Raw genomic sequence first — 23,620 nt, 5'->3', positions numbered from 1 at the left:
GGCCGGTTCTCCTAACTACTGGCGCGCAGCCGGCGCGAGATGACGTAGTTGACGATGCCGATCACGATCAGGATCAGGAACATCGTCCAGGCGATCGCGGAGGCGCGGCCCAGGTGCTGGTTCACCCAGCCCTGCTCGTACATGTACAGGCCGAGCGTCTGGAACTGGTGCTGCGCGCCACCGGAAGCACCCTTGGTGGAGTCGAACAGCAGGGGCTCACCGAAGAGCTGGGAGGCGCCGATGGTCGACACCACACAGGTGAACAGGATCGTCGGGCGCAGCGACGGCAGCGTGACGTGGAGGAACTGCCGCCAGCGGTTGGCCCCGTCCAGGGCCGCCGACTCGTACAGGTCCTGCGGGATCGCCTGCATCGCGGCCAGGTAGATCAGCGCGTTGTAGCCGGTCCAGCGCCAGATCACGATCGAGGAGACGGCGATCTGCGAGGGCCACTTCTCGTTCTGCCAGTCGATCTTGTCGATGCCGATCGTGTCCAGCGCCCAGTTGATCATGCCGTAGTCACGGCCGAAGAGCAGGACGAAGACGAGGGACGCCGCGGCGATCGAGGTGGCGTACGGCGCGAGCATCGCGACCCGGTAGAAGGTCGAGGCGCGCAGCCGGTAGTTGAGGATGTGGGCGATGCCCAGCGCCATCATCAACTGCGGGACGGTGGAGATGATCCCGATGGTCAGGGTGTTCTTCGCCGCGTTCCAGTAGAACTCGTCGTCGAAGATGCGGGTGTAGTTGCGCAGGCCCACCCACTCCATGTCGGTGGGCGCGGTCAGCTCCACCGCGTGCAGCGAGGCCCACGCCGTGTAGATCAGCGGGAACAGGCCGAACGCCGCGAACAGCAGGAAGAAGGGCGAGACGAAGGCGTACGGGCTCCAGCGCACGTCCCGCTGCCAGCGGCGGGAGAGCCGGGCGCGCTTCCTCTCGACCTCCGGTGGCACCGCGTCGGCGGACGGACGGGCCGGGGCCGCGCCCCCCTCCTTTGCGGGGGGCGCGGCGGCGGTGTCGTGCCGGGTGGCCATACCGGTCACTTCTCCAGGTTGTTGTCGATGGTCTTGACGGCGTTGTCCCAGGCGTCCTTGGGCGACTTGCCCTGCGTCACCAGGATGACGCCGTTGTCCGTCAGGCCCTGCTGGATGATCTGGTCCTTAGCGCCGACCACCTGGACAGGGAGCTTCTCGGCCAGCGGCGCGTAGATCTGACCGATGGGGGCGTCACCCGTCATCTTGTTCTTCGCGTCCTTGACCAGCGGCAGGTCGTACGCCGCCTGCGCGGTCGGGAAGCTGCCGCGCTTGGCGAAGAGCTTCGCCTGCTGCTCGGGCGCGGTCAGCCAGGCGGCCAGCTTCGCGGCCTCCTCGGCGTTCTTGCCCGACTTCGGCACGCTGAGGAAGGAGCCGCCCCAGTTGGCGGCCTTCGGCGGCACGGCCAGGTCCCACTTGCCGGCGCTCTCCGGCTTCGACTTGCCCTCGATGTAGCCGAGCATCCACGGCGGGCAGGCCATCGCGGCGAACTTGCTGTTGGCGATCGTGGTGTCCCAGGCCGGCTGGAACTGCGTCTGGTTGCCGACCAGCTTGTCCTCGGCGGCCTCGGCCGTCAGGTCGAACGCCCTCTTCACGGCCGGGTTCGTCTTGTAGACGACCTCGCCGGAGGCGTTGTAGAACCGCTCCTTCTCACTGCCGATGATGGCGTTGAACAGACCGCCGGGGGAGTCCAGGAAGGTGGTGTCCTTGGGGGCCTTCGCCTTGTACTGCTTGCCGACCTCGATGAGCTTCGCCCAGTCGCCCGCCCACAGCTTGCCGACCTGCTCCCGGTCGGTGGGCAGACCGGCCGCCTGGAACATGTCCTTGCGGTAGCAGATGGCCATCGGGCCGACGTCGGTGCCGAGCCCGACCGTCGTACCGCTCTTCGCGGTCCCCTGCTGCCACTTCCAGGGCAGGTAGTCGCTCTCCTTGCCGTACTTCGACAGGTCGACGAACTTGTCGGAGTACTTCTCGACGACCTCGGCGATGTTGCCGACCTCGATGCCCTGGATGTCCTGCAGGCCACTGTTGGTCGTGAGGTGGTTGACCAGCGGCGGGTAGTAGTTCTCGTTCCGCTCGATGACGGTCTGCTGGACGTCGATGTTCGGGTGGAGCTTCTCGTACTCGGCGTAGAGGCCGGCCTCCTCGAAGCCGAAGCTGCCGAAGAGTCCCAGGGTGATCTTCGTCTTGCCGCCGCCGCCACCCGACGACGTGTTCTCCTCGTCCTTGCCGTCGTCGGCACAGCCGGCCAGCAGCCCGGTGCCCAGCGACGCGACGGCCGCGAGGACCAGCGCCTTGCGGGCGATTCGGGTACGTGCTCGCATTGCGTCCTCCTGTTGCCCTGACGTGCCGACCCCCCGGCCAACTGTGTGGTTGGGCCCGTTAGTTCTCGTTGCGGCTCGGGCGGGGAACGTGCGGGATGTGTATGTGTCAGGTACCGTGGGAGCGCTCCCACAGGTGATGTGTTGAAGAGTCGTCGGTCGGAGCGGGGGTGTCAAGGGCGGGGGCGCGGAGAGATGCGTTCAGTTACCGGCCTGTTAGCTAACTCCGGGGAGCGACGCTTTTCGGCCTGGAGCGGCGCCGGTTGGCCCGTCCGTCGAGGGGCGGCTCGAGCGAAGTGAGGGGGGTGGGGCCCGCCCGGACGAGCGAGGGGGGATGCAAGTCGAGGGTGGGCATGACGCGGGACGGGAGGGAAGGGAGACGGAGGACGGGCCGCTCAGGCCGACAGTGGGATGTGGGGGCGGCAGCCCCCGGCGACGGCGGGCCCAACGGACGGGACTGTTACATTCCAGGCCAGCGTGATGACGACGGTGGGAAGGCGGCGGAGCCCATGGCAAGCCACGGAGCGCGGGGCCGGAGCGGTGGCCGACCGACCCTCGAAGAGGTGGCCGCACGCGCCGGTGTGGGCAGGGGCACGGTCTCCCGGGTGATCAACGGCTCCCCCCGGGTCAGCGACGCGACCCGCGCCGCCGTCGAGGCCGCCGTCGCCGAACTCGGCTACGTCCCCAACACCGCCGCCCGCGCCCTCGCCGCCAACCGGACGGACGCGATCGCCCTCGTCGTCCCCGAGCCGGAGACCCGCTTCTTCGCCGAGCCGTACTTCTCGGACATCCTGCGGGGCGTGGGCTCCGAACTGTCCGACACGGAGATGCAGTTGCTGCTGATCTTCGCGGGCAGCGACAAGGAGCGCCGCCGCCTGGCCCAGTACCTCGCCGCCCACCGCGTGGACGGCGTCCTGCTCGTCTCGGTCCACGCCGACGACCCGCTGCCGGATCTCCTCGCCCAGCTGGAGATCCCGGCCGTGATCAGCGGCCCGCGTTCCGCCGCGGAGACGCTCCCCTCCGTCGACTCCGACAACTACGGCGGCGGCCGTTCCGCCGTCGAGCACCTGCTCGCCCGCGGCTGCGGCCGTATCGCTCACATCACCGGCCGGCTCGACGTCTACGGCGCCCAGCGCCGCGTCGACGGCTACCGCGACGCCCTGCGCGACGCGGGGTACGAGGTGGACGAGGCCCTCATCGAACCCGGCGACTTCACCGAGGAGGGCGGCCGCCGCGCGATGACGGAGTTGCTGGCCCGCACCCCCTCCCTCGACGCGGTCTTCGCCGGCTCCGACGTCATGGCGGCCGGCGCCCGCCAGGCCCTGCGCGAGGCAGGCCGCCGCATCCCGGAGGACGTGGCCCTCGTCGGCTACGACGACTCCGCCATCGCCCGTCACATGGACCCGCCCCTGACCAGCGTCCGCCAGCCCATCGAGGAGATGGGCCGCAGGATGCTGGACCTCCTCCTCACGGAGATCGCGGACCGCCGACCGGCGGTGTCCCGGGGGCTGGAACGGCGCCAGGTGGTGCTGGCCACGGAGCTGGTGGCGCGGGCGTCGTCGTAGGGGCCCGCATGGGCGGCGGACGCCGTACGGTGACGGATCCGGCGGCGGACGCCGTGCGCGGACGGATCCGGCGGCGGACGGATCCGGCGAGGGGCTGTGGGGTGACGGCTCGGCGGGGACCGGCGTCAGTGGAGCCGAGGCGTGAGCTGACGACGCCATCTGGTCTCGCCGTCCTGTTCCTCCCCGGTCGGCGTCAGGCCGGCGGCCGTGGCGACGGCGGCGGAGGCCCGGTGGTCGGGACGGACGTGGGCGATGACCGTACGGATGCCGTGTTCCCGCAGCCAGTCGACGAGAGCTCGCGCCGCCTCGGAGGCGAGGCCCCGTCCCTGCCAGGGGGTACCGACGACCCAGGCGATCTCGGCGGTGAGGTCCTCGGTGACGGTGGCCTGGACGGTGCCGGCGAGCTGTGCCGTGTCCCGTAGCCGCAGGACCCAGTTGCACCAGGAGACGGACGGGTCGGGGGAGCCGGCGACGAGGCGTTCGTAGCGGGTGCGCAGGGCGGTGAGGTCGAGGGGGGAGCCGCCGATGAAGGTGTGGAGGGCCGGGTCGGCCAGCGTGACGGACATCTCCTCGGCGTGGTCGACGCGCAGGGGGAGGAGGTCGAGACGGTCGGTGCGGAACGGCCCCGCGTGCAGGGGTGAGGGGATGACGGCCTCCCGGGAAACGCATCAGCCGGTGGCCTTCTCGGAAGGCCACCGGCTGATTACTCAGGGTGAGTGACGGGACTCGAACCCGCGACATCCTGGACCACAACCAGGTGCTCTACCAGCTGAGCTACACCCACCACGACCGTCGGTTGAAGCGTGTGGTTTCCCCGACCGGCCGAGAAAAAGTGTACAGGGTCCGAAGGGGTGCTCGCGCACGGCTTTCCGGGGCGCCCTGCGCGGCGCCCCTACTGGGCGGGCAGCACGTGCTTCGCGGCGATCGTCTTCGCCGTGTCGGAGTCCGGGCCGGGCTGCGGTACGAAGATGGCCTCCCGGTAGTAGCGGAGCTCGGCGATGGACTCGCGGATGTCCGCGAGGGCGCGGTGGTTGCCGTTCTTCTCGGGGCTGTTGAAGTACGCCCGCGGGTACCAGCGCCGGGCCAACTCCTTGATGCTGGAGACGTCGACGATCCGGTAGTGGAGGTAGTCCTCCAGGGTCGGCATGTCGCGCAGCAGGAAGCCGCGGTCCGTGCCGACGGAGTTTCCGCACAGGGGCGCCTTGCCGGGCTCCTTCACGTGCTCCCGCACATACGCCAGCACCTGCTCCTCGGCGTCGGCCAGGGTCGTACCGCCCGCGAGTTCGTCCAGCAGCCCGGACGCGGTGTGCATCTGACGCACCACCTCCGGCATCGTCTCCAGCGCCGAGTCCGGCGGCCGGATGACGATGTCCACGCCCTCGCCGAGGACGTTCAGCTCGGAGTCGGTGACGAGGGCGGCAACCTCGATGAGCGCGTCGTCGGACAGCGAGAGGCCGGTCATCTCGCAGTCGATCCACACCATGCGATCGTTCATGCGACCACCCTAAGGCTGACATCCCCTGACGGGATGCCCCCCGTCCCTGTGACCGCCTCCGGAGGACTCCCCCTGGGGTGTAGCCCCGCAGGGGGTCCAGGGACGTAGCCCCCAGTGGGGTCGAAGGTGCGAGGCCCGCATGGGGTGCAGGGGCATAGCCCCGGCCGGGTCGAAGGGGCGGGGCCCCTGGGGACGGGACGGGTAAGGGCGGCGGGGGCGAGAACAGTCGCCCCAGCCGCCCCGGCCCTCACCTCACATCCCGCTGCGCGGCCCTGGCAATCCGGCCCGAGACCCCGCATACGCGTCCCGCGCATGCTCCGCCGCCAAGGCGGACGCGGACGCGGAAGCCGACGCGGGCGAGCTCACAGGGCTCGACCCTGCCCCTGCCCCCGCCGTTCGCCGCACCTGCGGCGGTACCCCGGCCTCCGGATGCAGAGCACCCGGCACCTGCGCCCCGGAGGGCGCCGCCGCGACCGGTGCCGGTGGCTCGCTGTCCGCCGTGCGCTCGCCCTGGGGCCGCCGCGCCCGGTACGCCGCGCGGTAGGCGGCCGGCGACGACCCGAGTTGCCGCCGGAAGTGCCCGCGCAGCGCGACCGGCGAGCGGAAGCCGCACCGCCCCGCCACCTCGTCGACGGAGTAGTCCGACGTCTCCAGCAGCCGCTGCGCCTGCAGCACCCGCTGCGTGATCAGCCACTGCAGCGGCGCACTGCCGGTCAACGACCGGAAGCGACGGTCGAACGTCCGCCGGCTCATGTACGCGCGAGCCGCGAGCGTCTCCACGTCGAACTGTTCGTGGAGATGCTCCAGCGCCCAGGCGACGACCTCCGCGAGCGGGTCGGCGCCGATCTCCTCGGGTAAAGACCGGTCGAGGTAGCGCTCCTGCCCGCCCGACCGGCGCGGCGGGACCACCAGGCGCCGGGCCAGCGCACCGGCGGCCTCGTTGCCGTGGTCCGTCCGCACGATGTGCAGACACAGGTCGATCCCGGCCGCCGTACCCGCCGACGTCAGCACATCGCCGTCGTCGACGAACAGCTCCCGTGGATCGACGTGCACCGACGGATAGCGCTTGGCCAGCGTTGGCGCGTACATCCAGTGCGTGGTGGCCGGACGGCCGTCCAGCAGACCCGCCGCCGCCAGCACGAACGCGCCGGTGCACAGGCCCACGATGCGGGCGCCCTCCTCATGGGCCCGGCGCAGTGCGTCGAGCGCCTCCGCCGGTGGCGGGGAGGTGATCGAACGCCAGGCCGGCACGACGACCGTGCCCGCCCGGGAGATCGCCTCCAGGCCGTGTGGTGCGGTGAGTTCCAGGCCCCCTGTGGTCCGCAGCGGGCCGTCCTCGCCTGCGCACACCAAAAGGCGGTAGCGCGGCACGCCGGCGTCCTGGCGGTCAATCCCGAACACCGACAGCGGAATGGAACTCTCGAAAATGGGGCCGCCGCTGAACAGCAGCACCGCGACGATCTCCTTGCGGCGTCGCCCGGACAGCTTCCGGGCCGCGGTTTCCGGCGCGGCAGTGGAGTCGTGGCTCATCCTGCTAAGCCCCCCTCGGTGGTCGCGGCTCCTCGGTTGTGTCGCTCCTGCACGTTTCCCCTCGGTCCTGCACGAGTCCCCCGCCGTAGACAGTCAAGATCGAATCTACTGTGTCGCGTGATGCCGGAGTGGCCAGTTCGGCACCCGGCTCATTGTCGACATGGCAACTTGGCGTGAAGCATTCGATCACGAAGCGTTGCACTCGTGGGAGGTGCAGGGAAGTGCGCCTTGTGGCAGTGGCCAATCTCCGTAGGGTGCGCGGGGCCCCTGGGACCCTTTCCGTGCAGGTCGAACGGGGGGTGGGGGGTGGTTACGGCAAGGGATGCGCAGGATCCGGAAGTTGGCTGAAAAGAGTCGTTCGTGTGCGTGAAAACCGGTCAGCTGACCGGTGTGCTTCCGCCGCTGTGACGGCCGCCACGGTGTGAGCCGGTTCCGGTGCGCTGATGGCGTCCGCGGTGCGGTGCGTACGGCGCCTGCGGCGCGCCCGCGTCGGCGGGCGACCGGGCCGCGCACCGCTCGGACCGGCGCAGCAGCAGCCGGCAGACGGCCGTGACGGCGGCCAGGCCGAGGGCGGTGCCGGCGGTGCCGGCCAGGGATGTGCCGTACCAGAGGAGGACCACCGGGACCAGGACGCAGCTGAAGGCCGCCCAGCGGATCAGGTCGGTGGTCCCGCCGTCGCCGGCATGGCCCTCGCGGTGCGGGCGGGATGAGGGCATGGGGCGGGTTCCTCCCTGGGCGGCGGTTCACGGAGATCAACGTCTGTTCGACGGGTCGGTCACTCACTCGGGGAACACCGGTAAGTGAATCCTGTGCAAACCGCCTGTACGGGGCAGCAACCATTGCGTTACGGGCGTCCCCTCGTGCATGCTCCCTGGAACCCCCACGGACAACGCGCGGGATCTGGGCCGACGAGGCGTGCCGCCGTACCCTTGGGGGTATGGGGTTGGGAAGATGATTCCCGGACACGCTCCGCCGCTCCAGCTCGTCCCACCCGTATAAGGATCGATACGCCGAGACAGCCATGGCCGGTCACGAATTCTTCGAACCCGCGGACCGCAAGCGGCCGGTCGCCGACCCCACGGCGGCCGATCCCCTGGCGGCGGAAGAGACACGCCCCAGCTGCGATCCCGCCTTCAAGCACGGCGTGGTCGTCGGCTTCGACGGCTCCACCTCCAGCGAGCGCGCCCTCGCGTACGCCATCGGCATGGCCCATCGCTCCCGCGCGGGTCTGATCATCGTGCACGTCGCCAACCGGCTGCCCACCACGGTGTGGGCGGGCTGTGAGCCGCCGGTCTTCGTCGACGTCCCGGACCACCGCACCGAGGTGCTCGGTCTGGAACTCGCGTGTGCGGACTATCTCTCCGAGGTGCCCTGGATTTTGGTCGAGCGCGGCGGTGACATCTGCCACGAACTCGAAGAGGTGGGGCGGGAGTACGAGGCCGACGCGATCGTCGTCGGCTCGACGCACGGCATCGTCGGGCGGATCTTCGGCTCCGTCGCGGGGCGGCTCGCCAAGCGGGCCAAGCGTCCTGTCGTTGTGATTCCGTAACTCGCCGTTCTCCCAGGTGAGATGAGTTCTGGGTAACCCGAACCCCCCTTTGTGCGCAGCGTAAAACTACTCGTGCGTAGAGGTGTTTGTGCCCTTGTGAAGGGCATATACCGTGCACCGCTCACCTGCACATGCATGAAGGGAGCCCGCCGTGGACAACGACGTCTCTGCGGGAAGCACCACCACGATCGTCGGCCGACTCGCCCTGGGCATCACCCTGTTGGCGTTCGGACTCGGGTACACCGGCCTGATCGACGGCGTGACGGCGGCGGACGCCGTGTCCATCGCCCACTACATCGGCGGCGTCGCGCTGTTCGTCGCCGGTCTCCTCGCCCTCCGGGACCGCGACACGGCCACCGGAACCGCCTACGCGGCCCTCGGCGCCCTCTGGTTCACCTGGGCGGTCTCCGCCGGCGCGCAGGTCTCCGACAACGCCGCCGGGCTCTTCCTGCTCCTGTTCGCCCTCGTGGCGCTCTCCCTGACCCTCGCCGGCGGCGACCAGCTCGGTCAGGGGACGTACGGGCTCTTCACCGTCGCGCTGGTCCTGCTCGCGGTCGGCCGCTTCGCCGACAGCGACGGACTCGCCAAGGCGGGCGGCTGGTTCGCCGTCGCCGCGGGCGCGGTGGCCTGGTACGCGGCGACCGCGGCCCTGGCCCACTGGCCCACCGCCCTTCCGCGACGCGCTGCCGGCCGGGGGGTGACGGCCACCGGCTGAAGCAGCGGCGGGCCGGGGTGATCGGGCGGCCCCGGCCCCTGAGAGAACGACCCCCTGTGCTGGTGGCGCACAGGGGGTCGTTCATGTCCAACGGGCAGAGCGGGAGGGGGAATTACTCCACCGTCACCGACTTCGCGAGGTTCCTCGGCTTGTCGATGTCGCGGCCCAGGGCCTTCGCCGTGTAGTAGGCGAGCAGCTGGAGCGGGATGCCCATGAGGATCGGGTCGAGCTCGTCCTCGTTCTTCGGGACGACGATCGTCTGGTCGGCCTTCTCCTGCTCCTGGTGGGCGACCGCGAGGATCTTGCCGCTGCGGGCCTTGATCTCCTCCAGGGCGGCGCGGTTCTTCTCCAGCAGGTCGTCGTCGGGGACGATCGCGACCGTCGGCAGGGCGGGCTCGATCAGGGCCAGCGGGCCGTGCTTGAGCTCGGAGGCCGGGTAGGCCTCGGCGTGGATGTAGGAGACCTCCTTGAGCTTCAGGGAGGCCTCACGGGCCACCGGGTAGCCCCGGACGCGGCCGATGAAGAGCATCGAGCGGGCCTCGGCGAACTGCTCGGCCAGCTTCTTGATCTCCTCCTCGCCCTTCATGATCTCGGCGATCTGGGCGGGCAGCCGGCGCAGACCCTCGATGATCCGCTTGCCGTCGCGCACCGAGAGGTCGCGGGTGCGGCCCAGGTGCAGCGCGAGCAGCGCGAAGGCGACCGTGGTGTTGGTGAAGCACTTGGTGGACACCACGCAGACCTCGGGGCCGGCGTGCACGTAGATGCCGCCGTCGGCCTCGCGGGCGATCGCCGAGCCGACCACGTTGACCACGCCGAGGACCCGGGCGCCCTTGCGCTTCAGCTCCTGGACGGCGGCCAGCACGTCGTACGTCTCACCGGACTGGGAGACGGCGATGTAGAGGGTGTCGGGGTCGACGACCGCGTTGCGGTAGCGGAACTCGGAGGCGGGCTCGGCGTCGGCGGGGATGCGGGCGAGCTCCTCGATCATCTGGGCGCCGATCATGCCCGCGTGGTACGAGGTGCCGCAGCCGAGGATCTTCACGCGGCGGATCTGGCGCGCCTCGCGGGCGTCCAGGTTGAGGCCGCCGAGGTGCACGGTGGAGAAGCGGTCGTCGATGCGGCCGCGCAGCACGCGGTCCACGGCGTCGGCCTGCTCGTGGATCTCCTTGTGCATGTAGGTGTCGTGGCCGCCCATGTCGTAGGAGGCGGCCTCCCACTCCACGGTGGTGGGCTCGGCGGTGGTGCGGGTGCCCTCGGTGGTGTAGGTGCGGAAGTCGTCGGCCTTGAGGGTGGCCATCTCGCCGTCGTCGAGGGTGACTATCTGGCGGGTGTGGGCGACCAGGGCGGCGATGTCCGAGGCGACGAACATCTCCTTCTCGCCGATGCCGAGGACGACCGGGGAGCCGTTGCGGGCCACGACGATGCGATCGTTGAAGTCGGCGTGCATCACGGCGATGCCGTAGGTGCCCTCGACGACGCGCAGCGCGTCGCGGACCTTGTCCTCGAGCTTCTCGGCCTCGGAGCGGGCGATGAGGTGGACGAGGACCTCGGTGTCGGTCTCGGAGAGGAACTCGACGCCGTCCGCCTCCAGCTTGCGGCGCAGGTCGGCGGCGTTGTCGATGATGCCGTTGTGGACGACGGCGACCTTGAGGTCGGCCGACATGTGGGGGTGGGCGTTGACGTCGGAGGGGGCGCCGTGGGTGGCCCAGCGGGTGTGGGCGATGCCCGTGGTGCCCTTGAAGCGGGCCGGGACCTTGGCCTCCAGGTCGCGGACGCGCCCCTTGGCCTTGACCATCTTCAGGCCGGCCGTCTTCGGGGAGGTGACGACGATGCCCGCGGAGTCGTAGCCGCGGTACTCCAGGCGCTGCAGGCCTTCCAGGAGCAGGGGGGCGACGTCACGCTTCCCGATGTATCCGACGATTCCGCACATATACAGGTATCCCTCAGTAGTTCTCGGCAGTCCCCGGCCGGTCTCTCAGCCGTAGACCATGCGGCGCAGCTGCCGGAGCGTGAGCTCCGGCGGGGCCACCGCCCGGTATTTCAGGTCCGCCTCGATCCGTTCGAAGATCTCCGCGTTGACCAGGCCCTGGGCCTGGAGCTCGCGGTGGCGGCGACGGACGTATTCCTCGGTCGTCTCGTCGAAGTAGGCGAGGACGTCCTGGATCACCCGCAGCGCCTCGCCCCGGTTCAGGGGCGTGGAGCGCGTCAGATGATCGACAAGTTCCTCGTGCACCCGGTAGATCCTGGGGTACAGGCGCTTGTTTCGCAAGATTGCTGCCCGATTTCGGGCAGAGGCCCGTGAGGACTCTTTGGGCGAACGTTGAATCAGTCATGAGTGCCTGTTCGTGAGCCGTCCACTTCTCCGCCCGCGGTTGGTCGCCCGAGGAGACGATTTTCAGACGTCATGGACACTCCTCGCATGGGCGTACCCGAGCAGCTCGCCGAGCGCATGAGCATGGCCGAGCAGCACGAGTACCTGCGCTCCAAGTTCTCGCGCCGCACGATGATGAGAGGCGGCGCGGTCACCCTGGGCGCCGTCGTCGGTGGCGCGTTCGTCCCCGGCGCCACGGCCCAGGCCGCCGTACCCGCCCAGGCCACCGCACCCGCGGCGGAGAAGGTCGACGGGGCCCTCGTCGCCCCCTTCGGCCGTCACCTCGCCTTCGGCGCCGACCCGCGCACCGAGATGACGATCTCCTGGCAGGTCCCGGTCGCCGTCGACAAGCCGTTCGTCCGCATCGGCGCCCACCCCTGGGACCTCTCCCACAAGATTCCGGCCGAGGTCCGTACGCTCCACACCCCCGCCGGTGTCGGCGCGAGCGCCGACCACACCCAGTACTACGTCCACGCCAAGCTCACGCACCTGCGCCCCGGCCGTACGTACTACTACGGCGTCGGCCACGCCGGCTTCGACCCGGCCGCCCCGCACCTGCTCGGCACCCTCGGCACCTTCACCACCGCGCCGGTGCACAAGGAGCCGTTCACCTTCACCGCCTTCGGAGACCAGGGCGTCAGTTACCACGCCCTCGCCAACGACAGCCTGATCCTCGGCCAGAACCCGGCCTTCCACCTGCACGCCGGCGACATCGCGTACGGCGACCCGGCGGGCCAGGGCAAGGCCTCCGACACCGGCTTCGACTCGCGCACCTGGGACCAGTTCCTCGCCCAGACCGAGACGGTCGCCAAGCAGGTCCCGTGGATGGTCTCGTACGGCAACCACGACATGGAGGCGTGGTACTCGCCCAACGGCTACGGCGGCGAGGAGGCCCGCTTCACGCTCCCCGACAACGGGCCGGACAAGGCGAACCTGCCGGGTGTCTACTCCTTCGTCTACGGCAACACGGCGGTCGTCTCGCTGGATCCCAACGACGTCTCCTTCGAGATCCCCGCCAACCTCGGGATCTCGGGCGGCACCCAGACCAAGTGGTTCGAGGCCCAGCTGAAGAAGTTCCGCGCCTCGGCGGACATCGACTTCGTCGTCGTCTTCTTCCACCACTGCGCCTACTGCACCTCCACCGCGCACGCCTCGGAGGGGGGTGTGCGTCAGGAGTGGGTGCCACTGTTCGAGAAGTACCAGGTGGACCTGGTGATCAACGGCCACAACCACCAGTACGAGCGCACCGATGTCATCAAGGGCAACCAGGTCGCCAAGAAGCTCCCGATCGGTGGCACGGCCTACCCCGAGACCGAGGGCGTGGTGTACGTGACGGCCGGTGCGGCGGGCCGCAGCCTGTACGCCTTCTCCGCCCCGGACTCCTACGAGGGCCACGAGCACGAGGTCGACTCCGTGGCCTCGTTCATCAACACCAAGGACGGCAAGGTCAACGAGACCGTCGCCTGGTCCCGGGTGCGGTACCTCGACTACTCGTTCCTGCGCGTCGACGTCACGCCCGCGCCGAAGGGGCGGCTCACCACCCTGACGGTGCGGGGCATCGCCGAGTCCGGAGAGCAGGTGGACCACTTCACGGTGGCCCGCAAGGCCAGGTGAACGGGCCGGTGATCCTCACATCCGCTTGAGGACCGCCTGCTTGGCCATCGTGAACTCCTCCTGGGTGAGCACCCCTTCGCGGTGCAGCTCGCCCAGCTCCCGCAGCCGCCGCAGCAGCGCGTCGTGGTCGTCCTCGGCGGGCTGCGCGGCGGCTGCCGCGCGCTGCGCGTCCTCCGGCGGCCTCACGGCGTCCTCGGGGGCCGCGGCCGGGTGCGGGAGGCGGGCCTGGACGGCGGCCGCGACCAGCGCCATCAGGGGGTCCTTCTTGAACCCCCACAGCTCCACGGCGTTGGGGTCGTACTTCGGCGGGGACTTGGTGGGAGCGCCCCGCACGACGAAGCGCAGATGGCCGTTCTCCAGGCCGGCCGCCGGATGCCACTCCACGGCCGTGATCTCGGTCAGGGGGATGCTGCGGGCGCCGGCGGCGGCCTTGGCGTCCTCCGTCTTCCAGTTCCACTCCAGCCGGACGTGGTCGCCGTCGAAGCTCGCCGTGCCGTCCCCGGCGGACACCGACAGGGGTACGGACGGGCCGGGCAGCAGATAGGCGTCCACCGGGTCGGCGGGGACCTGGTCCAGCAGCAGCGCGCCCCGGACCTCGTCCACGAGGTACTCGGCGACGCCGTAGCGGTCGGACTCGACCAGCATCTGGTAGGGGTCGTGCGGCTCGGTCAGCCGGCCGCCGGTCGCGTGCAGCAGCGGGTCCGCGCCGTCCCGCAGCCGCAGTCTGAGCCGCCCGCTCTTCTTGCCCTGCTCGAAGGAGATCCCCGCCAACGCGCCCAGCGGGACGACGAGTTCGCCGAGGGTCTTGCGGAGCAGACTGACGTTCTTGTCCCTCCCCGGAGTCAGCCGCAGGGCGTCGCCGTCGAAGACCCAGGTGCCGTCCTTCTGGATGATTTCCGCCATGGGGGGATTGTTCCACCAGCCGTCCGGCCCAGGGACATGATCAAGACGACGGGCGCCCCCGAGGACCGTGCTCGGGGGCGCCCGTCCGTCCGGATCAGAACTTTGCGAGGGGGTTCTTCAGGGTGCCGATCAGCTGGAGGGCGCCGGACGGGTCCGCCAGGTCCACCATCTGCCTGTTGTTGCGCAGCTGGAGGCGGTTGAGACAGGACAGCGCGAACTCGGGGGCGAACATGTCGTACTGCCGGAACCTGTCGGCGAGCTGGGGTGTCGCCTCCTGGTACTCGCGGGTGACCTCGGCGACCGTGCGCCAGAAGTCGTCCTCCTCCAGGATCCCCTCGGTGGCCAGGTCGGCCGCGAGGAAGCGGAAGAAGCAGTCGAAGACGTCCGTGAAGATGGACAGGAGCTTCTTGTCCTCGGGGACCTCCACGCGGATCCGCCGCACCTCGGGCGGCAGCACCGCGTCCGGGTCCATCACCGCGATCTCCTCGGCGATGTCCTTGTAGATCGCCCGCTGCACGACCCCGTCCTTCAGCACCAGGACGGTGTTCTCGCCGTGCGGCATGAAGACCAGGTCGTAGGCGTAGAAGCTGTGCAGGAGGGGCGTGTAGTAGGCCCGCAGGTAGTGCCGGAGCCAGGCCGTCGGGGTGAGGCCCGACTGCTCGATCAGGGCGCCCGCCACCGACCTCCCCTCGTGGTCCACATGGACCAGGGAGGCCATCGTCGCGAGCGACTCGCCGTCCTGGAGGGAGGGCACCGGGCTCTCCCGCCACAGCGCGGCGAGCATCTTGCGGTACGGCGAGTAGCGGTCCGTGGCCGCCTCGTACTCCAGGTGCCGGTAGCCCACGGCGGCCCGCTCCCGGATGATCGACAGGCCCGTCGACTTCAGCACCGGGTCGTTGTCGATGAGCTGGGCCAGCCAGTCGTTGATCGCCGGGGTCGCCTCCATGTACGCGGCCGAAAGTCCGCGCATGAAGCCCATGTTGAGGACGGACAGGGCCGTCTTCACGTAGTGCTTCCCGGGGTGCGAGGTGTTGAAGAACGTCCGGATGGACTGCTGGGCCAGGTACTCGTCGTCGCCCTCGCCCAGGCACACCAGGTTCTGGCGGGCGACCTCGGCGGCGAAGGTGACGGTGAGCTTGTTCCACCACTGCCAGGGGTGGACGGGGACGAGGAGGTAGTCGGCGGGGTCGAGGCCCCGGTCACGCAGGATCCCGTCGAACCGCTCGACCGTCTCCTCGCCCAGTTCCTGCCGGACGAACGTCTCGTACTCGATCCCGACGCCCGCCGTGAACGCCGCCCGCGACCGGTGCGCGGCCAGCCACACCAGGCGGACCGGGCTCGCGGTCTCCGGCGCGTACGACAGGTACTCGTGGATGCCGAAGCCGAGCCGCCCGTTGTTGGCGACGAAGCAGGGGTGGCCCTCGGTCATCCCGGTCTCGATGGCCTGGAAGCCGCTCCTCGCGAGCTCGGCGGCAGAGACCTGCGGCTTGGTGAGCTTGTAGCAGGTGCCGGAGAGGGTGGAGGAGATCTCCTCCAGGTAGACCGGCAGGATCTCGTCGCTCAGGCCCAGGGCCGCCTTCAGCTCGATGAAGAAGTCCAGGGCGGCCAGGGGGAGTTCGGCGCCGTCACGGGTGCGGGTGATCGAGCCGGCGTCGACCTGCCAGTGGTCGAGGGCGCGGCGCACGGCGGTGAAGCGGTAGGCGGTCAGGCCGTCGTCGCTGCGGACGACGTACTGGTCGCCCTGGAGCTCCGGGGTGATCAGCCGCTCGTGGGCGAACTCGGCGAGGGCCTTGCGGAGCAGGAGACGGTTGGCCTGCTCCCAGCGCTCGGGGGAGAGGTGGGCCACGGCGTCGGCGAGGCTCATGCGACCACCCCCGTCGCCGCGACGAACCGCTCGCGCGTGCAGAAGCTCAGCAGCGCCTTCTTCTCCGGCTTCTGGATCTCCCGCTCCGGGACGAAGCCGACGGCCTCGTTCAGGGCGTGCACGGCCTTGTTGGCGACGTCCGGCTCGACGACCACGCGGACGGTGGCCGGGTCGGCGAAGAGGTGCGCCATCACGGCGGTGATGACGGCGCGGGTGAAGCCGTGCACGGGCCGGTCGGTGGGGGCGACCAGGAAGTGCATGCCGACGTCGCCGGGCTGCGGCTCGTACAGGCCGACCAGCTCGCGGTGGGCCGGGTCGTAGTACTCCATCAGGAAGGCCGGCTCGCCGTCGTGCAGGCCGAGCAGGGCGTGGTGGTGCTCGTCGGCCGCGATCTCCATGTACGCGCGCTCGACGTCCTCCAGTTTCGCGTCCTGCATCATCCAGAAGGCCGCCTTGGGGTGCGTGACCCAGGGGTGCAGCAGCTCGGCGTCCTTCAGGGGGTCGAGGGGACGGAGGGTGAGGGGACCTGTGGAGGTGGTAATCATACGGCGAACTCCTGGAACGCGATCGTCTTCTCGACCGGGTAGTACTCGCTGCCGAGCAGCTCACGGATGATGCAGCTGTTGCGGTAGGCGCCCATGCCGAGGTCCGGGCTGGTGATGCTGTGCGTGTGCACGCCGGCGTTCTGCAGGAAGATGCCGCGGCCCGTGGTGTCGATGGCGTAGTTGCGGGCCACGTCGAAGCGGCCGTGCCCGTCGAAGCGGAGGCGGTCGCGGACCGGCTCCAGGAAGGCCGGCGGCTCGTAGTGGTAGCCGGTGGCCAGCACCAGGCCCTCGGTGTCGATCTCGTAGTCCTTGCCCTGCTCGTCCTGGTGGAAGCCGAGCGTGTACCGCCCGTTCTCGTACCGCGCGCCGCGCAGCGTGGAGTTGGTGAGCAGACGGGTGGGCACGGGACGGTCGCCGCTCTCGACGTTCTTCTGGTAGAGCAGGTCGAAGATCGAGTCGATGAGGTCCGAGTTGATGCCCTTGAACAGGCCCTTCTGCTGCTTCTCCAGGCGGTAGCGGGTCTCCTCGGGCAGTGCGCGGAAGTAGTCGATGTAGTCCGGGGACGTCATCTCCAGGGTCAGCTTGGTGTACTCCAGCGGGAAGAACCGCGGGGAGCGGGTGACCCAGTTGAGCTGGTAGCCGTGGACGTCGATCTCGGCGAGCAGCTCGTGGTAGATCTCCGCGGCGCTCTGGCCGCTGCCGACGATCGTGATGGACTTCTTCGCCCGCAGCTCCGCCTTGCGCCGCATGTACTGCGCGTTGTGGAAGAGGTCGCCGTCCAGGCCGCGGCAGGGCTCCGGGACGAAGGGGACGGTGCCGGTGCCGAGGACCAGGTGAGGGGCGCGGAACTCCTCACCGGCCGCGGTCCCCACGACGTACAGCTCGGCCCCCTCGTCGTACCTCACCTCGGTGACCGTCGTGTCGAAGCGGACGCTGCTCAGCTTGCTCGCGGCCCAGCGGCAGTAGTCGTCGTACTCCACCCGCAGCGGGTAGAAGTTCTCGCGGATGTAGAACGAGTACAGCCGGCCCTTCTCCTTCAGGTAGTTGAGGAAGGAGTACGGCGAGGTCGGGTCGGCGAGGGTGACCAGGTCCGACATGAACGGCGTCTGGAGGTGGGCGCCGTCGAGGAACATGCCGGCGTGCCACTCGAAGCGGGGCTTGGAGTCCAGGAAGACGCCGTCGAGTTCGTCGATGGGCTCGGTCAGGCAGGCCAGGCCGAGGTTGAAGGGGCCGAGCCCGATGCCCACGAAGTCGTAGGTCTTGTGCGTGGGGTCAGGAAGCGCGGTCAAGGGACTCTCCCAGGTACTGCTCGGCGTGGCCGGCGATCAGGTCGAGGACGGCGGCCATGTCGGCCGTCGTGGTCTCGGGGTTGAGCAGGGTGAACTTCAGGTAGTGGCGGCCGCCCACCTTGGTGCCCGCGACCACCGCGTCGCCGGAGGCGAACAGGGCCTTGCGGGCGTACAGGTTGGCGCGGTCGATCTCGGCCGGGTCGGTGACGGCGGAGGGGATGTAGCGGAAGACGAGGGTGGACAGCGACGGCTCGACGACCACGTCGAAGCGGGGGTCGGCCGCCAGCAGCTTCCAGCCCTCGACGGCGAGGTCGCACACCTCGTCGAAGAGCTGCCCGATGCCGTCGGCGCCCATGACCCTGAGGGTCATCCACAGCTTCAGCGCGTCGAAGCGGCGCGTGGTCTGCAGGGACTTGTCCACCTGGTTGGGGATGCGTTCCTGCACCATCCGGCGCGGGTTCAGGTACTCGGCGTGGTAGGTGGCGTGCCGCAGCGTCGCCGCGTCCCGGACCAGCACGGCGGACGAACTCACCGGCTGGAAGAAGGACTTGTGGTAGTCGACGGTGACGGAGTCGGCGCGCTCGATGCCGTCGATGCGGTCGCGGTACTTCACCGAGGCGAGCAGGCCGCAGCCATAGGCGGCGTCGACGTGCATCCACACGCCGTACTGCTCGCACAGCTCGGCGATCTCGGGCAGCGGGTCGATGGAGCCGAAGTCGGTGGTGCCGGCGGTGGCGACGACGGCCATGGGGATCAGGCCGTCCTTCTCGCAGCGCTCCAGCTCGTGGGCGAGGGCGACGGTCTGCATGCGCTTGTCGTGGTCGACGGGGACGGAGACCACGGCGTCCTGGCCGAGGCCCAGCAGTTTCGCCGACTTCTGCACGCTGAAGTGGCTGACCTCGGAGGCGAAGATGCGCAGTCGGGCGAGCGAGGCCGGGCCTTCCCACCCGTCCCGCCCCGGCTTGGCCTCCTCGCGGGCGAGGAGCAGCGCCTGCAGGTTGGACTGGCTGCCGCCGGAGGTGAACACCCCGTCGGCGGCGGGGCCGAGGCCGATGCGGGCGGCCGTCCAGTCGATCAGTTTGCGCTCGATGAGGGTGCCGCCGGCCGACTGGTCCCAGGTGTCGAGGGAGGAGTTGACGGCGGAGAGAACCGCTTCGCCCAGCACGGCGGGGATGACGACCGGGCAGTTGAGGTGGGCGAGGTAGCGGGGGTGGTGGAAGTAGATCGCGTCGCGGAGGTAGACCTCCTCCAGCTCGTCCAGGACCGCCGAGGTGTCGCCGAGCGGCTGGTCGAGGTCGATCCGCTCGATGCGGGGAGCCAGGGCGTCGACCGTGACGCCGGTGAACGGACGGTCGGTGGCGGCGAGTTTGGCGGCCACCCGCTCGACTCCTTCGGTCACGGAGCGGCGGTACCGCTCCGCGGTCGTGTCATTGAGCAGGTGCGAGCGCATGGTGGCGGTCCTCCGGGGTGGGGACGGGTCCGCTGCGGGACGGACTCGGGGCGGAACCTCGGGTTGTACTTAGGTTAGCCTAACCTAAGTTTCAGCTCCGAAACCCCGCCCCGGTCGTGACCGCGCTCACGTTTCAACCGCCTTTGCGCCAGCGGGAGTTACTCCTGCTCGCGGAGCTGCTCCTCGCTCAGACCCTGACGCCAGTACCCGACGAAGGTGACCCGGCGCCGGTCGATCCCGCGCTCCTGCACGAAGTGCCGGCGCAGCGACTTCACGCACTGCGACTCGCCCGCGATCCAGACGTACGGCCTTTCGGCGGACGGCAGTCGGGCGTCGCGAAGGGCGGCGAGGGCCATGGGGGTGGGGGCACCTCCCACGCTCTCGACGCAGTGGGGGATCTCTCCGTCGTCCTCGGTGTGGACGAGCCATGTGACTTCGGCGTCCGCGGCGGTCGTCAGGTCCTGCACGTCGCCGGCGTCGTGCACCTCCAGCCAGACCCGCGCACGCAGTCCGGCCGGCAGGGACTCCAGGATGGACGAGACGGCGGGCAGGGCCGTTTCGTCGCCCCACAGCAGCACCAGGTCGGTGTCCTGCGGCGGGCGGAAACGTATCGCCCGGTTGTCGGCGACGGCCGGCCCGAGCAGTACGACCCGGTCCCCGGCGCCGGCCCGGGCCGCCCAGGCGGAGGCGGGTCCGGCGGGGGTGTGCAGCACGAAGTCGATGTCGATCTCCGTGGTACGCCCGAGGCCGTCCCGGCGCAGCGACCGGAGGGTGTACGACCGCATCACCGCCCGTACGTCGTCCGGCAGTTCACGCCACCCCTGCCACCAGCCGTCCCCGAGCTCGTACGGCACCCACGGCTCGGTCTGACCCGGGTGCGGCAGGAACAGCGACAGGGACTGGTCGTACCCGTCGGAGAAGAAGTACCGCAGATCCTCCCCGGCGAAGGAGACCCGGACGAGGGACGGCCCGAGCCGCCGAGTCCGTACTACCTGAAGGGAGAAGAAACGGAAGGGAGCGGCAACGGCCGTCGTCATGGGGGCTCCTGCGGCGTCGTCAGGTGGGAGGCGTGCGGGAGGGCGGCGAGCCTTCAGAGGCGCGGGCTGTGGCGATACGCGGCTCCGCCGCGATGCCGGGCCCCGGGTTCGTGCGAAGCCGAGAACCCGGGGGAGCGATCCGCCGCAGAGGCCCAGCGCCCGTCAACGATGCTCAACCGCCTCCCTCGGAGTGCGTCAGGCGACCTTCTTCGCGTTCTCGAGAGCCTTCGCGAGGTTCTCGAGAAGCGGCACGCACTTGTCGTACGACAGGATCGGCTCCGGCGACCGGGGGATGACCTGGCCGGCCTTGACGGCAGGCAACTGCTTCCACGTCGGCTTCGTGATCGCCGCCGGCTGCAGCGCCTGGGACCGGTCGTCCAACATGATGATGTCCGCCGGGTACTTGTCGACGTTCTCCCAGCTCAGCGACTCGTACCAGCCGCCGCCGGCCTTCTTCGCGCTCTCCGGAGGCTCGACGAAGTTCACGCCGAGGGCCTTGAAGTACTCCAGGTCGATGGAGAGGTTGGTGCCGGAGACGTAGAAGAGCTGGTCGGCCGCGGAGCCGGCCAGGACCTTGATGTCGGGCTTGGCCTTGGCGGCCGCGCGCAGCCGGGTGGCCGCGGCCTCGAACCGCTTCTTGGCGTCGGTGACCTTGGCGGCGGTCATGTCGGCGCCGAGGGACTCGGCGAGCTCCCACATGCGCTGCAGGGGTGCGGTGAGCTGACGGTCGTAGACGGAGATGCCGACGCTCGGGGCGAGCTTGGCGATCTTGTCCTTGGAGGCCTCGGGGACGTACCAGAGGGTGCCGGCGTTGTCGAACATCGTGGAGATGAGGACGTCGGGGGCGAGCGCGGCGTACTTCTCGACGTTGAACTCGTCCCACACGTTGCCCAGGATCTCGACCTTGGTGATGTCCATGTCGCCGGCCTGGACGTCGGCCTTGCCGTCGGTGGTCCTGGTCGGGCCGAAGACGCCCTTGACCTGGATGCCGTAGTCGTGGAGGGCGGCGCCGACACCGGTGAACGCGACGATGTTCGCGGGTGTCCTGTCGAGCTTCACCGTGGTGCCGCGGTCGTCCTTGAACGTCCAGGGACCGGACTTGGCGGAGGCGCTCGACGTCGATTCCGAGCCACTGCTTTTCGCGTCGTCGTCCCCGCAGGCCGCGAGGACGGCACCGAGGCCGAGGGCGCCACCGGCGGCGAGGATGCCGCGGCGGGTGAGGTGGTTGGCGCTGACGTGGGGCATGAGTGGGTCTGCTTTCGAACGTGCGGAGACCGCCGGACAATTCGAAGGTAGGTTAGCCTAACCTCAGATCTTGTCCAGGGGTGGGGGAGCGCGGTCCACGTCCTGTGGGGTGTCCGTGGCCGTCCCGCTCCTGCCAACTTGCCGCTTGTACAGGGGAGTTGGCTGTAAATCGCCTCTTGTTCAACAGGCTTCGGGCGCTTAATGGTCCTCACGCGGTCACGGGTGCACGCGCTGACGGGGGGACTTGTGGAGACCAGGGGAACTCTCGGCGGGGCACTGCCGATGCCGACGCCTCCGAGACGGGCGGTCGGTGTCGACCTCAAGGTGAGCAAACGGCTGCTGTGGGTCGGAGAGGCGGCCTATCCGCTGCACAACGTCACGCGGGTGCACACTCTCGTGCTCAGACCGAAGCGGACGGAGGCCCTCATCGACTTCCTGAAGTGGACGGCCCTCGTCGCCGTGGTACTGGTCGTCGTCCAGGCGGTCGCTCAGGACGACAGAGCGGCCGGGCTGTTGGTCGTGGGAGTCGCGGTGGTGGTCGCGTTGTTCGTGCGGATGCTGAAGCTGTGGACCGCGCCGAACGAACACGTCCTGGCCGTGGAGACGAACAGCGCCTCCACGGCCATGATGACCCTGCCCAACCCGGACCAACTGCGCCAGCTCGTCCAGTACATCGTCAACGCCATCGAGAACCCCGAGGCCGAGTTCCAGGTCCGGGTGGAGAGCCTGCAGTTCAACCCCAGGAACTACCACTACGGGGACACGGTCAACATGTACGGCGGTCTGGCCAACACGGGCGTTGTGAAGAAGTGAGCGGCGGGGAAACCCGGGGTCCGCCAGGAAGAGGGCGGCGGGGAAACCCGGGGTCCGCCAGGAAGAGGGCGGCGGGGACCCCGGGGTTCGCCCGTAGGTGAGCGGCGCGGCCCTGGCGCCGCCGTCCTCAGCTCACCAGCCCCAACTCCCGTGCGATCAGCATCCGCTGCACCTCGCTCGTACCCTCCCCGATCTCCAGGATCTTGGAGTCGCGCCACATACGGGCCACCGGATACTCGTTCATGAAGCCGTAGCCGCCGTGGATCTGGGTGGCGTCGCGGGCGTTGTCGACGGCGATCGTCGACGAGTACAGCTTGGCCAGCGCCGCCTCCTTCTTGAAGGGCTCGCCCGCCACCAGGCGGCTCGCCGCGTCACGCCACGCCAGGCGGGCGGTGTGGGCCTTCATCTCCATGTCGGCGATCTTGAACTGGATCGCCTGGTTGGCGCCGATCGGCCGGCCGAAGGCGTGGCGCTCGCGCGCGTACTTCACCGACTCGTCGACGCAGCCCTGGGCGAGTCCGGTGGCGAGCGCGGCGATGGCGATGCGGCCCTCGTCGAGGATGCGCAGGAACTGGGCGTAGCCCCGGCCCGCCTCGCCCAGCAGGTTCGCCGCCGGTACGCGGACGTCGGCGAACGACAGCTCACGGGTGTCCGAGGCGTTCCAGCCCACCTTCGAGTACGGTGCCGCGACCGTGAAGCCCGGGGTCCCCGACGGGACGATGATCGCCGAGATCAGCGGCTTGCCGTCCGGCTTGCGACCGGTCACCGCCGTCACCGTGACCAGGCCCGTGATGTCCGTGCCCGAGTTGGTGATGAAGCACTTGGTGCCGTTGATCACCCACTCGTTCGTCGCGTCGTCCAGCCGGGCCGTCGTCCGTGTCGCGCCGGCGTCCGAGCCGCCGTCGGGCTCCGTGAGCCCGAAGGCACCCAGGATCTCGCCCGAGCACAGACGGGGAAGCCACTGCCGCTTCTGCTCCTCGGTGCCGAACAGATGGATCGGCATGGCGCCCAGGGAGACGCCGGCCTCCAGGGTGATGGCGACGGAGGAGTCCACACGCGCCAGCTCCTCCAGCGCGATGCCGAGGGCGAGGTAGTCGCCGCCCATACCGCCGTACTCCTCCGGGAACGGCAGCCCGAACAGGCCCATGCGGCCCATCTCGCGGACGATCTCGTAGGGGAACTCGTGCCGCTCGTAGAAGTCGCCGATCTTCGGCGCCACGACGTCGTGCGCGAACTGCTCCACCGTACGGCGGAGTTCCTCCAGCTCAGGGGAGAGTCGGTGGTCCAT

At 69.7% G+C, this 23,620-nt stretch carries 21 protein-coding genes and 1 tRNA gene; 5 read left to right on the top strand and 17 right to left on the bottom strand.

Annotated elements, in window-relative coordinates; translation table 11 throughout:
• Positions 1–11: 11 nt before the first annotated feature.
• Together ACPT94_RS01805 and ACPT94_RS01800 are read right to left on the bottom strand one after the other, a co-directional pair.
• Complete coding sequence (locus ACPT94_RS01805; protein WP_360336866.1) at positions 12–1,028, bottom strand: carbohydrate ABC transporter permease; 1,017 nt, start codon at positions 1,026–1,028, stop codon at positions 12–14.
• A gap of 5 nt (positions 1,029–1,033) precedes the next feature.
• On the bottom strand, positions 1,034–2,350 hold the full coding sequence (locus ACPT94_RS01800; protein WP_360336864.1) for an ABC transporter substrate-binding protein: 1,317 nt from the start codon (positions 2,348–2,350) through the stop codon (positions 1,034–1,036).
• A 506-nt stretch (positions 2,351–2,856) separates the two neighbouring features.
• Here ACPT94_RS01800 and ACPT94_RS01795 point away from each other — a divergent pair.
• The gene (locus ACPT94_RS01795; RefSeq protein WP_360336862.1) at positions 2,857–3,912 is read left to right on the top strand and encodes a LacI family DNA-binding transcriptional regulator; all 1,056 of its coding nucleotides are present in this window, start codon (positions 2,857–2,859) and stop codon (positions 3,910–3,912) included.
• Positions 3,913–4,037: 125 nt separating this feature from the next.
• Here the strand turns inward: ACPT94_RS01795 and ACPT94_RS01790 are convergent, their stop codons facing one another.
• The 5 genes from ACPT94_RS01790 to ACPT94_RS01770 all read right to left on the bottom strand — a co-directional run bounded on the left by ACPT94_RS01790 (position 4,038) and on the right by ACPT94_RS01770 (position 7,653).
• A complete protein-coding gene (locus ACPT94_RS01790) occupies positions 4,038–4,478 on the bottom strand; it encodes a GNAT family N-acetyltransferase (RefSeq protein ID WP_360336860.1) in 441 nt (146 codons plus the stop codon).
• A gap of 145 nt (positions 4,479–4,623) precedes the next feature.
• Positions 4,624–4,696: transfer RNA gene (locus ACPT94_RS01785), tRNA-His, on the bottom strand.
• Between the two features lie 108 nt (positions 4,697–4,804).
• On the bottom strand, positions 4,805–5,407 hold the full coding sequence (orn, locus tag ACPT94_RS01780) for an oligoribonuclease (RefSeq protein ID WP_189941427.1): 603 nt from the start codon (positions 5,405–5,407) through the stop codon (positions 4,805–4,807).
• A 252-nt stretch (positions 5,408–5,659) separates the two neighbouring features.
• Positions 5,660–6,937 carry a helix-turn-helix domain-containing protein gene (locus tag ACPT94_RS01775; RefSeq protein ID WP_425244898.1) on the bottom strand — a complete coding sequence of 426 codons (1,278 nt, stop codon included), beginning with the start codon at positions 6,935–6,937 and terminating at the stop codon, positions 5,660–5,662.
• 377 nt (positions 6,938–7,314) lie between these two features.
• On the bottom strand, positions 7,315–7,653 hold the full coding sequence (locus ACPT94_RS01770) for a hypothetical protein (protein WP_360336858.1): 339 nt from the start codon (positions 7,651–7,653) through the stop codon (positions 7,315–7,317).
• Between the two features lie 305 nt (positions 7,654–7,958).
• On the opposite strand from ACPT94_RS01770, the gene ACPT94_RS01765 reads away from it, so the two are divergent.
• Positions 7,959–8,486 (top strand): universal stress protein, encoded by a 528-nt coding sequence (locus ACPT94_RS01765; protein WP_360336856.1) that lies wholly within the window; start codon positions 7,959–7,961, stop codon positions 8,484–8,486.
• A gap of 151 nt (positions 8,487–8,637) precedes the next feature.
• Positions 8,638–9,201: a GPR1/FUN34/YaaH family transporter gene (locus ACPT94_RS01760; RefSeq protein ID WP_360336854.1), complete on the top strand. Its 564-nt coding sequence runs from the start codon at positions 8,638–8,640 to the stop codon at positions 9,199–9,201.
• Positions 9,202–9,313: 112 nt separating this feature from the next.
• Here the strand turns inward: ACPT94_RS01760 and glmS are convergent, their stop codons facing one another.
• Together glmS and ACPT94_RS01750 are read right to left on the bottom strand one after the other, a co-directional pair.
• Positions 9,314–11,131 carry a glutamine--fructose-6-phosphate transaminase (isomerizing) gene (gene glmS, locus ACPT94_RS01755; protein ID WP_360336852.1) on the bottom strand — a complete coding sequence of 606 codons (1,818 nt, stop codon included), beginning with the start codon at positions 11,129–11,131 and terminating at the stop codon, positions 9,314–9,316.
• 45 nt (positions 11,132–11,176) lie between these two features.
• Positions 11,177–11,434: a hypothetical protein gene (locus ACPT94_RS01750; protein ID WP_360336995.1), complete on the bottom strand. Its 258-nt coding sequence runs from the start codon at positions 11,432–11,434 to the stop codon at positions 11,177–11,179.
• 186 nt (positions 11,435–11,620) lie between these two features.
• Between ACPT94_RS01750 and ACPT94_RS01745 the strand changes: the two genes are divergently transcribed.
• Positions 11,621–13,186, top strand: coding sequence for a purple acid phosphatase family protein (locus ACPT94_RS01745; protein ID WP_425244897.1), 1,566 nt, complete (start codon positions 11,621–11,623; stop codon positions 13,184–13,186).
• Positions 13,187–13,201: 15 nt separating this feature from the next.
• Here ACPT94_RS01745 and ACPT94_RS01740 read toward each other — a convergent pair whose 3' ends face one another.
• The 7 genes from ACPT94_RS01740 to ACPT94_RS01710 all read right to left on the bottom strand — a co-directional run bounded on the left by ACPT94_RS01740 (position 13,202) and on the right by ACPT94_RS01710 (position 21,519).
• Positions 13,202–14,089 (bottom strand): DUF4429 domain-containing protein, encoded by an 888-nt coding sequence (locus ACPT94_RS01740; RefSeq protein ID WP_360336848.1) that lies wholly within the window; start codon positions 14,087–14,089, stop codon positions 13,202–13,204.
• Between the two features lie 94 nt (positions 14,090–14,183).
• Positions 14,184–15,953 (bottom strand): IucA/IucC family protein, encoded by a 1,770-nt coding sequence (locus tag ACPT94_RS01735; RefSeq protein WP_360336846.1) that lies wholly within the window; start codon positions 15,951–15,953, stop codon positions 14,184–14,186.
• Entirely contained in the window at positions 15,950–16,498 is a 549-nt protein-coding gene (locus ACPT94_RS01730) for a GNAT family N-acetyltransferase (protein ID WP_425244896.1), read from the bottom strand. Before ACPT94_RS01730 ends, ACPT94_RS01735 begins: the two co-directional genes overlap by 4 nt.
• A complete protein-coding gene (locus tag ACPT94_RS01725; RefSeq protein ID WP_360336842.1) occupies positions 16,495–17,787 on the bottom strand; it encodes a lysine N(6)-hydroxylase/L-ornithine N(5)-oxygenase family protein in 1,293 nt (430 codons plus the stop codon). Before ACPT94_RS01725 ends, ACPT94_RS01730 begins: the two co-directional genes overlap by 4 nt.
• Entirely contained in the window at positions 17,771–19,237 is a 1,467-nt protein-coding gene (gene desA, locus ACPT94_RS01720) for a lysine decarboxylase DesA (protein WP_360336840.1), read from the bottom strand. The genes ACPT94_RS01725 and desA overlap by 17 nt, the downstream gene beginning before the upstream one ends.
• 158 nt (positions 19,238–19,395) lie before the next feature.
• Positions 19,396–20,274 carry a siderophore-interacting protein gene (locus ACPT94_RS01715; RefSeq protein ID WP_425244894.1) on the bottom strand — a complete coding sequence of 293 codons (879 nt, stop codon included), beginning with the start codon at positions 20,272–20,274 and terminating at the stop codon, positions 19,396–19,398.
• 195 nt (positions 20,275–20,469) lie between these two features.
• On the bottom strand, positions 20,470–21,519 hold the full coding sequence (locus ACPT94_RS01710; protein WP_360336836.1) for an ABC transporter substrate-binding protein: 1,050 nt from the start codon (positions 21,517–21,519) through the stop codon (positions 20,470–20,472).
• A gap of 282 nt (positions 21,520–21,801) precedes the next feature.
• Here ACPT94_RS01710 and ACPT94_RS01705 point away from each other — a divergent pair, with 282 nt between their 5' ends.
• Positions 21,802–22,332: a DUF6232 family protein gene (locus ACPT94_RS01705; protein ID WP_425244893.1), complete on the top strand. Its 531-nt coding sequence runs from the start codon at positions 21,802–21,804 to the stop codon at positions 22,330–22,332.
• 127 nt (positions 22,333–22,459) lie between these two features.
• Here ACPT94_RS01705 and ACPT94_RS01700 read toward each other — a convergent pair whose 3' ends face one another.
• On the bottom strand, positions 22,460–23,620 hold the full coding sequence (locus ACPT94_RS01700) for an acyl-CoA dehydrogenase family protein (RefSeq protein WP_425244892.1): 1,161 nt from the start codon (positions 23,618–23,620) through the stop codon (positions 22,460–22,462).

The sequence above is a fragment of the Streptomyces aurantiaciflavus genome, assembly GCF_049808595.1.
In the GTDB taxonomy this organism is placed as follows: Bacteria; Actinomycetota; Actinomycetes; order Streptomycetales; family Streptomycetaceae; genus Streptomyces.
Note: the sequence above shows the minus strand (reverse complement) of the source record. Positions and strands in the feature narration are given on the sequence as shown.